Below are 14,444 nucleotides of genomic sequence, written 5' to 3' on the forward strand. Positions count from 1 at the left end.
CCAGCTGTGAACGAGAGGAACCGACAGTGACCCCGACCGCCCCCGCCGGCGCGCCGCGTCCCCCCGCGGCTCCCTACGAGGAGCTGATCGAGCCCCGGCGGGTGCACGGTTCGCTCTACACCTCGCCGGAGATCTTCGCCGACGAGCTGGAGCGCATCTGGTACCGGACCTGGGTCTACGTCGGCCACGTCAGCGAGATCGCCGCACCGAACGACTACGTCCGCAAGTCCATCGGCCCGCAGGACGTCATCATGACGCGCACGGCCGACGGCGAGGTGCACCTGCTGCTCAACCGCTGCGCGCACCGCGGCAACCTGGTCTGCGAGGCCTCGGCGGGCAACTCCAGCTCGTTCCGGTGCCCGTACCATGGCTGGACCTACCGCAACGACGGCCGGATGCTCGGCTACCCGTTCCCGCAGGGCTACGGCGGCCGCGGCAAGCTCGACCTCGGGCTCGGCCGCGTCGCCCGGGTCGGGGTCTACCAGGGCTTCGTGTTCGGCAGCTTCGCCCCCGACGGCCCCACGCTCGACGAGCACCTCGGCGAGGCGAAGGGCGAGATCGACCGGCTGGTCCGGCTCTCGCCGGACGGCGAGATCGAGCTGACCGCCGGGTTCCTGCAGCACCGGGCGCAGGCCAACTGGAAGCTCCTCGCGGAGAACGAGACCGACGGCTACCACCCGCAGTTCGTGCACGCGTCGATCTTCAGCGTCGCCGAGAGCGGGATCGGCGCCCTGTACGGCGAGAAGTCGACGGCCGTCACCCGCGACCTCGGGGGCGGCCACAGCGAGAACGACCTGCGCCCGGAGTTCCGGCGCCTCGGCACGCCGCTGGGCTGGTTCGGCACCACCGAGGAGAAGGTGCCCGGCTACTCCGCCCGGATGCGCGAGACCTACGGCCCGGACGCCCACGACATCCTGGTCGAGGGCGGACCGCACGTGATGATCTTCCCGAACCTGTTCATCGCCGAGATCCAGCTGTTCACGATCCAGCCGCTGGCCGCGGACCTCACCGTCCAGCACGTCACCGCCGTGCAGCTCAAGGGCGCCCCCGAGATGAACCGGCGGATGCTGCAGCAGTGCATCGGCTCGGTCGGGCCCGCCGGGATGCTGCTCGCCGACGACACCGAGATGTACGAGCGCAACCAGGCCGGCGTCGCCGAGCTGCGCCCGGAGTGGCTCGACATCCGCCGCGGCGCCGACCGCGAGCACGTCGACGAGCGCGGCCTCACCGTCGGCGGTGCCACCGACGAGACCGGCATGCGCGGGTTCTGGCAGCACTACACCCGGCTGATGACGGAGGGCCGATGACCACCACCGAGCTGGACCTGCGCACCGTCGAGCAGTTCCTCTACCGCGAGGCGCGCTACGCCGACGAGCACCGCTACTCCGACTGGGAGGCGCTCTGGACCCCGGACGCCCTCTACTGGGTGCCCGCCAACGATGACGACGCCGACCGCATGACGCAGATGTCGATCATCCACGACAACCGCAACCGGATCGCCACCCGCATCAAGCAGTACCGCACCGGTCGCCGGCACTCCCAGGTGCCCGCGTCCCGGCTGCGGCGCGTGGTGTCCAACGTGGAGATCCTCGGGACCGTCCCGGAGACCGGGGACACCGAGGTCGGCGCCAACTTCGTCCTCGTCGAGTCCCGCGAGCGGGGCAACCGGCTGTGGGCCGGGCGGACCACCTACCGGCTCCGCGTCGTCGACGGCGAGCTCGCCCTGTCCTACAAGAAGGTCGCCCTGGTCGACAACGCCAGGGCGATCGCGACGCTGTCGTTCCTGATCTGATGGAGATCGCCCCCGACATCGTCGGCAACGAGTTCGCCGAGGTCAGCATCCGGGTCGACGACGACGCCAACAGCCGTCGCCTGCGGATCGAGGACCTGCGCACCGGCCGCGTCCGGTTCCTCGACGCCCTGGAGCTCGAGACGCTGGTGTGGCTGCCCGAGGGGCACCTGCACAAGCTGCTCGACCCGTCCGCGGACCGCTGGCGGGAGGACACGTGAGCACCGTCCTGACCTGGTTCGACGACCGCGCCGACGGTCGCGTCGCGACCCTGACCCTCAACCGGCCGCAGGCCCGCAACGCGATCACCGTCGAGCTGGCCCGCGCCCTGCACGACGGGCTCGCCGCGGCCGCGGAGACCGCCGACGTCGTCGTGGTCCGCGGCGCGGGCGGCCACTTCTGCGCGGGCGGGGACTTCCACGAGGTCTCCCGGCTCCGCGAGCAGGGGCCCGAGGCGCTGCGCCCGCTGTTCGAGACCTTCGTCGGCGCCTGCGAGCTGATCGCGACGCTGCCGGTGCCGGTCGTCGCCGTCGTCGAGGGGTACGCGATGGCGGGCGGGTTCGAGCTGCTCCAGTCCGTCGACATCGCCCTCGTCCGCGACGACGCGGTGCTCGCCGACAACCACGCGAACTTCGGGATGATCCCCGGCGGCGGCGGGTCGCAGCGGCTGCCCCGCATCGTCGGGACGCCCCGCGCGCTCGGCCACATCCTGCTCGGCGACCGGCTCTCCGGCCGCGACGCCGTCGACTGGGGGCTGGCGTGGGCCTGCGCCCCGGCCGCCGAGCTCGACGCGCTCGTCGAGCGCACCGTCGCCAACCTGCTCGGCAAGGACCGCGACGCGCTCGCCCGGATCAAGCAGCTCGTCCGCGGCGGGCTGCACGGGACCCTGACCGACGGCCTCGCCGCCGAGCTCTCCTCGACCCTCGCCCACCTGGGCGGGGAACGGGCCGGCGCGGGCATCGACCGGTTCACCGGAAGGACACGGACGTGACGACCACCGACACGACCCACACCGGCACCGCACAGGTGCTCTTCGACCTCGACGACGACGGCGTCGGCCGGCTGCGGCTCAACCGGCCCGAGGCCTCCAACGGCATGGACGTGCCGTTCCTGCGGGCGCTGCACGAGGCCGTCATGACCGCCACCGGCCGCCCCGAGCTGCGGGTGCTCCTGCTGACCGGGGAGGGGAAGAACTTCTGCGCGGGCGGCGACGTCAAGACCTTCGCCGCCAAGGGCGAGGCGCTGCCCGACTACCTGCGCGAGGCCACCGCCTGGCTGCAGAACGTCGCGGCGGCCCTGCTCGCGCTGCCCGTCCCGGTCGTCGCGGCCGTGCACGGCTTCGCCGCGGGCGGCGGGGGACTGGGCCTGGTGTGCGCCTCGGACATCGTGCTCGCCGGGGAGTCGGCGAAGTTCATGTCCGGCGCCGCCCGGGTCGGGATGGCCCCCGACGGCGGGTCGTCGGTGACGCTCCCGCAGCTGGTCGGGCTGCGCAAGGCGATGGAGATCCTGCTGCTCAACCCGACCCTGACCGCGGCCGAGGCCGCCGAGATCGGCCTGATCACCCGCGTCGTCGCCGACGACGCACTGCACGACGAGGCACTCGCCGTCGCCCGGACCCTGGCGGCCGGGGCGCCGCGCGCGCTCGGCGCGGTCAAGCGCCTGGTCTGGTCCGGGCTCGGCAACCGGGTCGAGGCCCAGCTGCCGGAGGAGGCCCGCACGGTCTCCGAGCTGTCCGGCACCGCCGACGCCCGCGAGGGCCTGGCCGCCGTCCTGGAACGGCGCAGCCCGCGCTTCACCGGCCGCTGACGCGGCCGCATCCATCCATCCACGACGAAGGAGCACGGCAGGCATGGCAGGAGTCGAGGGGCGCGTCGTCGCGATCACCGGGGCGGGCAACGGCCTCGGTCGCGAGTACGCGCTGGTCCTGGCCCGGGCGGGCGCGAAGGTCGTCGTCAACGACCTGGGCGGGTCCCGCGACGGCACGGGCAGCGGGTCGACCGCGGCGGACGCCGTCGTCGCCGAGATCCGGGCCGAGGGCGGCGAGGCCACGGCGAACCACGACAGCGTCGCGACCCCCGAGGGCGGCGCGGCGGTCGTGGCCACCGCGCTGGACGCCTACGGCCGGATCGACGGGGTGGTGGCCAACGCCGGCATCCTGCGGGACCGGTCGTTCCACACCATGACCGACGACGACTGGGACGCCGTCCAGCGCGTGCACCTCTACGGCGGGTTCCACGTGATCCACGCGGCCTGGCCGCACTTCCGCGAGCAGGGCCACGGCCGCGTCGTCGTCGCCACCTCCACCTCGGGGATCTACGGCAACTTCGGCCAGGCCAACTACGGCGCCGCCAAGGGCGGGCTGATCGGCCTGATCAACACCCTGGCCATCGAGGGCCGCAAGCGCGGCATCACCGCCAACGCGATCGCGCCGATGGCGGCGACCCGGATGACCGAGGACATCGCGCCGCCGGAGATGCTGGCGAAGCTCTCCCCGGCGCACGTCGCACCGGTCGTCGGGCACCTGGTCAGCGACGAGTGCACCGAGACCGGCAGCGTCCTGGTCGCCGGCGGCGGCGAGGTGCACCGGGTCGCCCAGTTCCGCACCAAGGGCGTCACCTTCGCCGAGGTGCCCACGATCGACCAGGTCGGCGACCGGTTCGCCGAGATCGTCGACCTCGACGGCGCCGTCCCCGGCACCAACCCGGTCGGCTGATCCCGCCGTGACCAGCACCGTGACCCACGTCGAGGGCGACGCCGCGGCCACCGTGGCCCGGCTGCGCCGCACCTTCTCCTCCGGGCGGACCCGGCCCCTGGCCTGGCGGCTGCGCCAGCTGCGCGGCATCGAGCGTCTGGTGACCGAGCGGGAGCCGGACATCGCCGCGGCCCTCGCGCAGGACCTCGGCAGACCCGCCCCGTACGCCTGGCTCGGCGACATCGCCTCGACCGCGGCCGAGGCCGCCTTCGCGCGCAAGCACCTGAAGCGGTGGATGCGCAGGCGGCGGACCTCGCTCCCGCTGTCGATGCTGCCCGGTCGCGGCTTCTACCAGTACGAACCCCTCGGCACGGTGCTGGTCATCGGCCCCTGGAACTACCCCGTCTACCTGACCCTCGGCCCCCTGGTCGCCGCCGTCGCGGCCGGGAACACCGTCGTGGTCAAGCCGTCGGAGCACGCGCCCGCGACCTCGGCGCTGCTCGCCCGGCTGATCCCGGAGTACCTCGACCCGGAGGCCGTCGCCGTGCTGGAGGGCGACGCCGTGGTCACCCAGGACCTGCTGGCGCAGGGCCTGGACCTGGCGTTCTTCACCGGCGGGCCGGGGATCGGGAAGAAGGTGATGGAGGCGGCGTCGGCGCACCTCACCCCGGTGGTGCTGGAGCTGGGCGGCAAGAGCCCGGTGATCGTGACCGCGGACGCCGACATCGACGTCGCGGCCCGGCGGATCGCCTGGGTCAAGCTGCTCAACTCCGGGCAGACCTGCATCGCCCCCGACTACGTCCTGGTCGAGGCCGGTGTGCGCGACCGTCTGGTCGCCGGCATCGTCGCCACGCTGAGGGAGTTCCGGGCCGGGGAACCGGCCGCGCAGCCGATCGTCGACGACCGGCAGTTCGGCCGCCTGGCCGCCCTGCTCGACGGTCACGGCGGCGAGGTGGCGGCCGGCGGCGGCACCGACGCGGCCACGCACTCCATCGAGCCGACCGTGGTCGTCGACCCCGACCCGGACTCCGCGGTGATGGCCGACGAGATCTTCGGCCCGATCCTGCCGGTGCTCACCGTCGGCTCGCTCGACGAGGCGATGCGCTTCGTCAACGCCCGGCCCAAGCCGCTGGGCCTGTACCTGTTCACCGGGTCGAGGGCCGCCCAGGAGAAGGTGCTCGCCGGCACCAGCTCGGGCGGCGTGGTGATCAACCACCTGGCCATGCACTGCCTGGTGCCGCAGCTGCCCTTCGGCGGCGTCGGCACCAGCGGGATGGGCGCCTACCACGGCGAGTGGGGCTTCCACGCGTTCAGCCACCGCAAGGCGGTGCTGGCCAAGCCCGCGAAGCCGGACCCCGCGCTGATGTACCCGCCCTACACCGACCGGAAGATGGCGTTGCTGCGCCGCTTCTTCTGACCGGGGGGACACCGTGATCGAGGCCGTCCACGTCGGCGGGGCGGGGACCCCGCTGGTTCTGCTCCACGGGGCGACGTCGTCCTGGCGGGCGTGGCGGCCGGTGCTGCCCGCGCTGGAGCGCCGGCACCGGGTGCTGGCCCCGAACCTGGCCGGTCACCACGGCGGGCCCGCCGTCACCGGGCCCCCGGACCAGGTGGTCCCCGCCATCGTCGACGCCGTCGCCACCGCGATGGACGACGCCGGCGTCGGCACCGCGCACCTGGTCGGCAACTCGCTCGGCGGCTGGGTCGCGCTCGAGCTCGCCCGGCGCGGCCGGGCACGCTCGGTCGTCGCGCTCTCGCCCGCCGGGGCGTGGGCCGAACCGGCTGACCTGGACCGGCTGCTGCGGCTGTTCCGCGCGGGCGGGCGGCTCGGCCGCGTGCCGGGGGCCCGGGTCGTGCTCGGGGTGCGGCCGCTGCGGCGGCTCCTGCTGCGGCAGGTCGCCGAGCACCCCGAGCTGCTCACCCGGTTCGACGTCGACGACCTGGTCGACGACCTCGCCGGCTGCGAGGTGCTGGCCGACCTGCTCGCCGGGGCGTCGCGGGCGGGGGCGCTGCGCCCGTTCACCCCGGACTGTCCGGTGCTGATCGCCTGGGGCGAGCGGGACCGGATGCTGCCCTTCGCCCGCTACGGGCGGCCGATGCTCGACGCCGTGCACGGCGCGCAGCTCGTCCGCGTCCCGGGCGTCGGGCACGTGCCGATGGGCGACGCGCCCCGGCTGGTGTCGTCGCTGGTCCTGCGGTTCACCGCCCGGGCCGACCGTGCGGCCCGGGCGGCGGAGGTGCCGGGACCGGTCAGTGGCGCAGGCCGGCCTGCTTGAGCAGCGGCATGACGTTGTCGCCGAAGTACTTCAGCTCCTCGTTGTAGTCGACGAGGCCGAAGATCATGCCCTCCATGCCCGCCTCGTTGAGCCTGCCGAGCTCCTCGGTGACCTGCTCCGGGGTCCCGACGATCGGGTAGCCGCCCCACCCGGCGATGAAGCGCTCCTGCATCTTCTTCACCGCGTGGTCGAAGGACTGCGACGCACCGGAGCCGGCGATCTTGATGACGTTGCCCGCCGCGCCCCAGTCGCCCTCGTCGACGACCTGCTGGAAGTCGCGCTTCGCCTCCGCCTCGGTGTCCCGGCAGACGACGAGGCCGTAGGTCATGGCGTGGATCGTGCGCTGGTACTCGGTGCGGGCCTTCTCCTTCAGCGCCGTCGTGTAGGCCTTGATGTTCTCAAGGGTGTCGAGCGAGGCGAAGTTGAAGTCGACGTTGCGGGCGGAGAACTCGATGCCCGACGGGCTGTTGCCCGCGTTGATCAGCGCGGGCCGCGGCCCCTGGTGCGGCTTGGGGTAGGCCTCGAGCAGCTCGGCGTCGAAGTACTTGGAGTGGATCGCGAAGGTGCCCTCCTCGGTCCAGAGCTTGCTCACGAAGTCCAGCCACTCCTGGCCGTAGGCGTAACGCTCGTCGTGCTCGCGCTGCTCGGAGCCGAACATCTCCATCTCCGGCGGCACCCAGCCCATCACCATGTTCAGCGCGAACCGGCCGCCGGAGATGCGGTCGACGGTCGTCGCCTGCTTGGCCGCGACGATCGGGTGCATGGTCGGCAGGTGCGAGGTCGCGGCGACGGCGATCCGCTCGGTCGCCTCGGCGATCCCGGCGGCCCAGGTGTAGGTCTCGAAGCAGTTGCCGTTGAAGTTGGTGGACCCGCCGAAGCCCTTCCAGCGGGCGACGGGGACGAGCACGTCGAACCCGAGCCGGTCGGCGCGCTGGGCGATCTCCTTGGTGTGCTCCCAGGTGATCTCGTAGCTGGACGGGGCGTGGCTCATGATCAGCCCGTACGAGCAGTTGCTGCCGAACAGGCCCAGCTTCATCTTCTGGTCGCCGAACAGCGGGTTCGTCGTCGTGCGGTCGGCCGCGGGCCGGGTCTCCGAGGCGGGGCGGGGATCGGTGGGGGCGAGCCCGAGGCGCTCGTTGGCGGTCACGGTCATGGTCGTCTCCTTCGACGTCGTGCGGGGGGAGTCGTGCGCGGGGAGGGGTGTCAGCCGAGCTGGAACGGGTCGCGCGTCCCGCCGGTCAGCTCGACGAACACGGACTTGTTCTCGGTGTACTCGTTGACCGCGTCGACGCCGTTCTCCCGGCCGATGCCGGAGGCACCGAAGCCGCCGAACGGCATGTTGGGGGCGATCACGCGGTAGGCGTTGACCCAGACGGTGCCCGCGCGCAGCTTCTTCGCGACGCGGTGGGCGCGGTGGACGTCCTTGGTCCACACGGCGCCGGCGAGCCCGTACGGGGTGTCGTTGGCGAGCTTCAGCGCCTCGTCCTCGTCGGTGAAGGTGTAGGCGGCGAGCACCGGCCCGAACACCTCCTCGCGGACGATCGTGTTCTCCGGGGACACGTTCGTGACGACCGTGGGCCGGACGAACAGCCCGCCGCGCTCGGCGTCGGGCTCGCCGCCGCAGGCGAACGTCGCGCCCTCGGCGGCCGCGCCCTGCAGGTAGCCGAGCACCTTCTCGTACTGCGGCCGGTTCGCGACCGGGCCCATCTCGGTGCCGGCCTCGGTGGGGTCGCCGAGCACGATGGCCTCGGCCCGCGCGACGACCTTCTCCACCAGGGCGTCGTGCACGTCGGCGTGCACGATCAGCCGGGAGCCGGCCATGCAGGTCTGCCCGGTGGCCGCGAACACGCCCGCCACCAGGCCGTTCGCGGCGGCGTCGAGGTCGGCGTCGGGGAAGACGATCTGCGGGGACTTGCCGCCCAGCTCCAGGGTGACCCGGTTGTAGTTGGCCACCGCCGCCTGCGCGACCTTCGCCCCGGTCGCCGACGAGCCGGTGAACGCGACCTTGTCCACCCCGGGGTGCGACGCCAGCGCCTCGCCGCAGGCGCGGTCCCAGCCGGTGACGACGTTGAGCACCCCGGCGGGCAGCCCGGCCTCGTGCAGGATCTCGGCGAACGCGACGGTGGAGGCCGGGGCGTGCTCGGACGGCTTGACGACCATCGTGCAGCCCGCGGCGAGCGCGGGGGCGAGCTTGAAGGTCAGCAGCAGCAGCGGGCTGTTCCACGGCGTGATCGCGGCGACGACGCCCACGGGCTCGCGGGTGGTGAAGCCGAAGTAGTTCGGGTTCACCGGCGGGACGGTGCGGCCCTCGATCTTGTCCGCCAGCCCGGAGAAGTAGTAGTACCACTGGGGCAGGGCGTTGAGCTGGCCGAGCATCTCGCGCAGCAGCTTGCCGGAGTCGTTGACCTCCAGGCGGGCCAGGCGCTCGGCGTTCGCGGCGATCGCGTCCCCGCACCGGCGCAGGATCGCGGCGCGCTGGAAGCCGGTCATGGCGCCCCACTCGCCCTCGAACGCGGCGCGCGCCGAGGCGACGGCCTCGTCGACGTCGTCCGCGCCGCCGTCGGCCAGCCGCGCCCACGGTTCCCCGGTGTACGGGTTCAGCGACTCGAACGTCGCACCGGACCGGGCGTCCACCGCCTTCCCGTGGACGAACTGCCGGAACTCCTGCAGCGGCGATGTCATCGTCGACCTCCTGGCGCGTGCCGTCTGATGGGTGGCGACGCTACGAGCGGGTCTCGGTGGCCGACTAGCCGTAGGTGGCACGCGTGCAGCCGTTCCGCGCGAGCTGCACGGAACGGATCGGGGCCTGCGTTCAGCGGCTGGGCGGCCCGCCGGTCGGGCACTATCGTCAAGGAACTCTTCGACCGCTCGCCACCGGTGACGGGACGGCATCAGGAGGAGCCGATGGACGCCCTCGACGCACGCGCGGCCGCTCACCACCTCGGCCGCTACCCGGTCCTCGACACGCGCAACCTCGAGCAGGCGCGCGAGGCGGTGTCCCGGGTCTATCTCGACCACGACCTGACGGCACCGACCGACCAGCTCGAGATGACGCTGAACGCCACCTCGGACCGGATGTTCACCCTCGGCTTCCTGACCTACAAGTCCGCGGCCAAGCTCGTGATGCCGCCGACCGAGGACGCGTACCACATCAACCTCACGGTCGCCGGGAACACGATCGCCCAGCGCAGCGACGGGTCGCGGGCCGCCACGGCCGCCGGGGCGTCCGGGGTCACGCTGCTGCCGGACCGGACGACGACGGTGCGCTGGTCACCCGACGCCGAGCAGTACATCCTCAAGATCCCGCGGCGCAGCCTGGAGACCCACCTGAGCGAGCAGCTGAACCAGCCGGTGCACGACGTGGTGGAGTTCGACTTCGGTCTCGACTTCTCCTCGCCCGCGGGGCGCACCCTGCTGTCCTCGGTGCAGTTCCTGGCCCAGGAGCTGAACCGGCCGGGGGGTCTGGCCGAGATGCCGATCGCCCGTGAGCAGCTCGAGGCGTTCGTTATGAGCCAGCTCCTGTACGCCGGCCGCCACCAGTACTCCGACGCCCTCGCCGCGCCGGACGACCCGGTCCGCCGGGGGCGGCTCGGCCCGGTGCTCGACTACATGGAGCAGCACGCGGACGAGCCGCTCACCCCGCAGGAGCTCGCGCGGGTCGGCTGCATGAGCGTCCGCACGCTGCACGCGTCCTTCGCCCAGGAGCTCGGGGAGTCCCCGATGGCCTACCTGCGCCGGGTGCGGCTCGACCACGTCCGCGGGGAGCTGCTGCGCAGCGACCCCACCGTCACCGGGGTGAAGGAGATCGCGCTGCGCTGGGGCTTCTTCCACCCGAGCCGGTTCGCCCAGCAGTACCGGGAACGGTTCGGGGAGCTCCCGCGCGACACGCTACGGGGCTAGGGCGCCGTAGCCGCCGCGGTGGAACAGCAGCGGCGCGCGGACGGGGTCGGCGCCCAGGTCGTGCACCCGGGCGACGACGATCGTGTGGTCCCCGCCCGGGTACTGCTCCTCCAGGGTGCAGTCGATCCACGCGGCCACACCGGCGAGCACCGGTGCACCCGACGGCGCCGGGTCCCAGGTGACGCCGGCGAACTTGTCGGTGCCCGAGCGGGCGAAGGCGGAGCTCAGCTCGCGGTGGCCGTCGGCCAGCACGTTCACGCAGAACGCACCCACCTCACGGATCCGCGGCCAGGTGGTCGAGGTCAGGGCCGGACAGAAGCTGACCAGCGGTGGCTCCAGCGACAGCGAGCTGAAGGACTGGCAGGTGAACCCGACCGGCCCGTCCGCGGTGAGCGCGGTGACCACCACGATCCCCGACGCGAAGTGACCCAGCACCGAGCGCATGCGGCCGGGGTCGATCGGGGGCACCTCGGTGTGCGGGGTCTCGTCCATGGAACGAACGGTAGGGCCGCGGCGCGGCCGCCCGATATCCGTGCGTGGCCGCGGTATAGCCGCCGACCGCAGGCCGCGCGCAGCGGCTGTGCGCCGTCCGCCTGCGGATATCGGTCCGTCGCCGTCGCGTCCTACGGTCGCCCGGCCCGATGACGTGCCCGATGTGAGGAGCCGGACGTGAACCCGAACCCGATGTCCCTGCCAGGTGCCGCCGCCGTCCGGCGCGCCGTGGCGGCGCTCGCGGCAGGCGGCATGGTGATCGTCACCGACGACGCCGACCGGGAGGACGAGGGCGACCTCGTGCTGTCCGCGGCGACCGCGACGGCCGAGCAGCTCGCGTTCGTCGTCCGGCACACGACCGGCATCGTGTGCGCCCCGATGCCCGCGAAGCGCGCGGACGCGCTGGCGCTGCCCCCGATGGTCGAGGACAACGCCGACGCCCACGGCACCGCGTTCACGGTGTCGGTCGACCACACCGGTGCCGGGACCGGGGTCTCGGCCGCCGACCGTGCGGCGACGCTGCGGGCGCTGGCGGACCCGGCGACCCGGCCCGCGGACCTGCGCAGGCCGGGGCACGTGTTCCCGCTGCGCGCCCGCGCGGGCGGGGTGCTGGTCCGGGCCGGGCACACCGAGGCGACGGTCGACCTGCTGCGGCTCGCGGGGCGGGAGCCGGTCGGGGTGATCGGTGAGATCGTCGCCCCGGACGGGTCGATGGCCCGGGGCGGGGTGCTGCGGGCGTTCGCGGCCGAGCACGACCTGCCGGTGCTCGCGATCGCCGATCTCGTGCGGCACCGGCGGGCGACCGAGCGGCTGGTCGAGCAGGTCGCGTCGGCCGCCATGCCGACCGTGTTCGGCGAGTTCCGCGCGGTCGCCCACCGCTCCCTGGTCGACGGCACCGAGCACCTCGCGCTGGTCCACGGTGACGTCGCCGAGGCGTCCCGCCGCCCCGGCGGCGCGCTCGTGCGGGTGCACAGCGAGTGCCTCACCGGCGACATCATCGGGTCGCTGCGCTGCGACTGCGGTCAGCAGCTGGAACGGGCGCTGCGCGCGATCGCCGACGAGGGCGCGGGAGCCGTGGTCTACCTGCGTGGACACGAGGGGCGGGGGATCGGCCTGGCCCACAAGATCCGGGCCTACGCCCTGCAGGAGACGGGCCTGGACACCCTCGACGCCAACACCGTCCAGGGCCTGCCCGTCGACTCGCGCTCCTACGGCGTCGGCGCGCAGATCCTCGCCGACCTGGGGATCACCCGGCTCCGGCTGATCACCAACAACCCGGCCAAGTACGGCGGGCTCGACGGGCACGGCCTCGAGATCGTCGGACGTGTGGAGCTGCCGTCCGAGCCCACCGCACAGAACCTGCGCTACCTGCGCACCAAGCAGCAGCGGATGGGCCACGCCCTGGGGCTGGGCGAGCACACGGGCTAGATCTCCGGCGCGGGCACCAGCCCGGCCGCGACCGCACCGGTGATGCCGCCGTCGGCGGTGACGGTCGACCCGTTCAGCCAGCGCGAGTCGCGCGAGGCGAGGAAGACCACGGCGGGCGCGATGTCGTCGACCGTCGCGTGCCGGCCCAGGAACTCGCGCACCCCGTCGAGGGTGTCCTTGCCCATGCTCTCCTCGAAGTCGGCGAGGATCGGCGTCTCCACCGGGCCGGGCAGCAGCGCGTTGATGCGCAGCTCGTTCATCTCGCGCACCGCCCCGCCCATGGCCAGGGTGTAGACGGTCGCCGCCTCCTTGGAGAAGTTGTAGGCGTTGCCCTGCTGCGGGTGCGCCGCGAACCAGGCCGCGCCCTCGTCGAAGGTGTCGGTGGCCATCACCTCGCGGATCGTCTCCAGCCGGGCCGGCCAGCCGAAACCGGCGGTCGAGGACACCACGACGATCGACCCGCCGGTGTTCATCCGGTCGAACATCGACTCGGTCAGGTGCCGCATCCCGAGGAAGTTCACCTTGAACACCACGTCGCCCGGGGCCGTGCCGGGGATGCCCGCGATGTTGGCGAGGACGTCGAAGGTGCCCTCGATCCGCTCCAGCGCCGAGTCGATGCTCGCGGGGTCGGCCAGGTCGACCTCGACGTGCTGGTCCACCTCGGCGGAGGGCCTGTTGCGGTCGAGGCTGACGACGGTCGCGCCGCCCTCGACGAGCCGTCGGGTGACGGCGTCGCCGATCCCCGACGCGGTGCCCGTCACCAGGCAGCGCAGTCCCTGTACGTCCATGTGATCCCTCCGATGTCGCCGGTGACGCCCGTTGTTTTTAAACTAGATTAACCGGCGAGGAGGGTCAACGACCCTCGACCACGACCCACCGAGGGAGACGTCGATGCGGACGCGATTCACCGAGCTCGTCGGGGTGGAACACCCCGTGGTCCAGGGCGGCATGCAGTGGGTCGGCCGGGCGCCGCTGGTCGCGGCGGTCGCCGAGGCGGGCGGGCTGGGCTTCCTGACCGCCCTCACCCAGCCCACCCCGGAGGACCTGCGGGCCGAGATCCGCCGCTGCCGGGAGCTGACCGCGAAGCCGTTCGGGGTGAACCTGACCATCCTGCCGACCATCGACGCCCCGCCCTACGACGAGTACCGCCAGGTGATCATCGACGAGGGTGTCCCGGTGGTGGAGACGGCGGGCGCCAACCCGGTCGCGCACCTGGGGCCGCTGCACGACGCGGGGATCGTCGTCGTGCACAAGTGCACCTCGGTCCGGCACGCGCAGAAGGCCCAGGACCTCGGCGTCGACGCGCTGTCGATCGACGGCTTCGAGTGCGCCGGGCACCCCGGCGAGGACGACGTCCCCGGGCTGGTGCTGCTGCCCGCCGCGGCCGACGTCCTCGACGTCCCGTTCCTCGCCTCCGGCGGCATCGCCGACGCCCGCGGCCTGGTCGCGGCGCTCGCGCTCGGCGCGGACGGGGTCAACATGGGCACCCGCTTCCTGTGCACGCGGGAGTCCGGTGTGCACGACGCGGTCAAGGCCCGCATCGTCGAGGCGGGCGAGCGCGACACGGCGCTGATCTTCCGGCAGCTGCGCAACACCGCCCGGGTGGCGGCCAACGCGGTGTCCGCCGAGGTCGTGGAGAAGCTGGCGGCGGGTGCCCGGTTCGACGACATCCGGCACCTGGTCGCGGGCAGCCGCGGCGCCACCGTCTACGAGACCGGCGACCTCGACGCGGGCATCTGGTCGGTCGGGATGGTGCAGGGGATCATCCGCGACGTGCCGACCTGCGCCGAGCTGATCGGCCGGATGGTCGCCGAGGCGGAGGAGATCATCGCCGGTCGGCTGGCCGGGATGGCCGGGGCCCGCTGAG

General features: G+C 73.1%; 15 protein-coding genes. 11 read left to right on the forward strand and 4 right to left on the reverse strand.

The annotated features are described in order from the left end of the window. Positions 1-26: 26 nt before the first annotated feature. From KPL57_RS03150 to KPL57_RS03185, 8 genes are read left to right on the forward strand one after another with little or no spacing between them, the layout of a single operon-like run. On the forward strand, positions 27-1,307 hold the full coding sequence (locus KPL57_RS03150; RefSeq protein ID WP_226350375.1) for a Rieske 2Fe-2S domain-containing protein: 1,281 nt from the start codon (positions 27-29) through the stop codon (positions 1,305-1,307). After that, positions 1,304-1,792 (forward strand): aromatic-ring-hydroxylating dioxygenase subunit beta, encoded by a 489-nt coding sequence (locus KPL57_RS03155; protein WP_226350376.1) that lies wholly within the window; start codon positions 1,304-1,306, stop codon positions 1,790-1,792. Before KPL57_RS03150 ends, KPL57_RS03155 begins: the two co-directional genes overlap by 4 nt. Continuing rightward, on the forward strand, positions 1,792-2,010 hold the full coding sequence (locus KPL57_RS03160; RefSeq protein WP_178373065.1) for a hypothetical protein: 219 nt from the start codon (positions 1,792-1,794) through the stop codon (positions 2,008-2,010). Before KPL57_RS03155 ends, KPL57_RS03160 begins: the two co-directional genes overlap by 1 nt. Next, complete coding sequence (locus KPL57_RS03165) at positions 2,007-2,780, forward strand: enoyl-CoA hydratase/isomerase family protein (RefSeq protein ID WP_226350377.1); 774 nt, start codon at positions 2,007-2,009, stop codon at positions 2,778-2,780. The genes KPL57_RS03160 and KPL57_RS03165 overlap by 4 nt, the downstream gene beginning before the upstream one ends. Then, positions 2,777-3,595 carry an enoyl-CoA hydratase/isomerase family protein gene (locus tag KPL57_RS03170; RefSeq protein WP_226350378.1) on the forward strand — a complete coding sequence of 273 codons (819 nt, stop codon included), beginning with the start codon at positions 2,777-2,779 and terminating at the stop codon, positions 3,593-3,595. The genes KPL57_RS03165 and KPL57_RS03170 overlap by 4 nt, the downstream gene beginning before the upstream one ends. A gap of 43 nt (positions 3,596-3,638) precedes the next feature. Then, complete coding sequence (locus KPL57_RS03175) at positions 3,639-4,502, forward strand: SDR family oxidoreductase (protein WP_226350379.1); 864 nt, start codon at positions 3,639-3,641, stop codon at positions 4,500-4,502. Between the two features lie 7 nt (positions 4,503-4,509). Next, complete coding sequence (locus KPL57_RS03180; RefSeq protein WP_226350380.1) at positions 4,510-5,898, forward strand: aldehyde dehydrogenase family protein; 1,389 nt, start codon at positions 4,510-4,512, stop codon at positions 5,896-5,898. Between the two features lie 13 nt (positions 5,899-5,911). Beyond that, a complete protein-coding gene (locus KPL57_RS03185; RefSeq protein WP_226350381.1) occupies positions 5,912-6,757 on the forward strand; it encodes an alpha/beta fold hydrolase in 846 nt (281 codons plus the stop codon). On the opposite strand, the gene KPL57_RS03190 is transcribed toward KPL57_RS03185, so the two are convergent. Together KPL57_RS03190 and KPL57_RS03195 are read right to left on the reverse strand one after the other, a co-directional pair. After that, entirely contained in the window at positions 6,732-7,910 is a 1,179-nt protein-coding gene (locus tag KPL57_RS03190) for an LLM class flavin-dependent oxidoreductase (RefSeq protein WP_178373061.1), read from the reverse strand. The genes KPL57_RS03185 and KPL57_RS03190 overlap by 26 nt on opposite strands. A 50-nt stretch (positions 7,911-7,960) precedes the next feature. Further along, a complete protein-coding gene (locus tag KPL57_RS03195; protein ID WP_226350382.1) occupies positions 7,961-9,439 on the reverse strand; it encodes an aldehyde dehydrogenase in 1,479 nt (492 codons plus the stop codon). 222 nt (positions 9,440-9,661) lie between these two features. Between KPL57_RS03195 and KPL57_RS03200 the strand changes: the two genes are divergently transcribed. Beyond that, the gene (locus KPL57_RS03200; protein ID WP_226350383.1) at positions 9,662-10,657 is read left to right on the forward strand and encodes a helix-turn-helix domain-containing protein; all 996 of its coding nucleotides are present in this window, start codon (positions 9,662-9,664) and stop codon (positions 10,655-10,657) included. Here KPL57_RS03200 and KPL57_RS03205 read toward each other — a convergent pair. Next, complete coding sequence (locus tag KPL57_RS03205) at positions 10,646-11,149, reverse strand: flavin reductase family protein (protein ID WP_062396876.1); 504 nt, start codon at positions 11,147-11,149, stop codon at positions 10,646-10,648. The genes KPL57_RS03200 and KPL57_RS03205 overlap by 12 nt on opposite strands. Positions 11,150-11,326: 177 nt before the next feature. Here KPL57_RS03205 and KPL57_RS03210 point away from each other — a divergent pair, with 177 nt between their 5' ends. Next, positions 11,327-12,577 carry a bifunctional 3,4-dihydroxy-2-butanone-4-phosphate synthase/GTP cyclohydrolase II gene (locus tag KPL57_RS03210; protein ID WP_374203653.1) on the forward strand — a complete coding sequence of 417 codons (1,251 nt, stop codon included), beginning with the start codon at positions 11,327-11,329 and terminating at the stop codon, positions 12,575-12,577. On the opposite strand, the gene KPL57_RS03215 is transcribed toward KPL57_RS03210, so the two are convergent. After that, positions 12,574-13,365 (reverse strand): coniferyl-alcohol dehydrogenase, encoded by a 792-nt coding sequence (locus KPL57_RS03215; RefSeq protein ID WP_226350384.1) that lies wholly within the window; start codon positions 13,363-13,365, stop codon positions 12,574-12,576. The genes KPL57_RS03210 and KPL57_RS03215 overlap by 4 nt on opposite strands. A gap of 103 nt (positions 13,366-13,468) precedes the next feature. Here KPL57_RS03215 and KPL57_RS03220 point away from each other — a divergent pair, with 103 nt between their 5' ends. Continuing rightward, complete coding sequence (locus KPL57_RS03220) at positions 13,469-14,443, forward strand: nitronate monooxygenase family protein (RefSeq protein ID WP_226350385.1); 975 nt, start codon at positions 13,469-13,471, stop codon at positions 14,441-14,443. The last annotated feature ends 1 nt before the right edge of the window (position 14,444 follow it).

The sequence above is a fragment of the Pseudonocardia sp. ICBG601 genome, assembly GCF_020496245.1.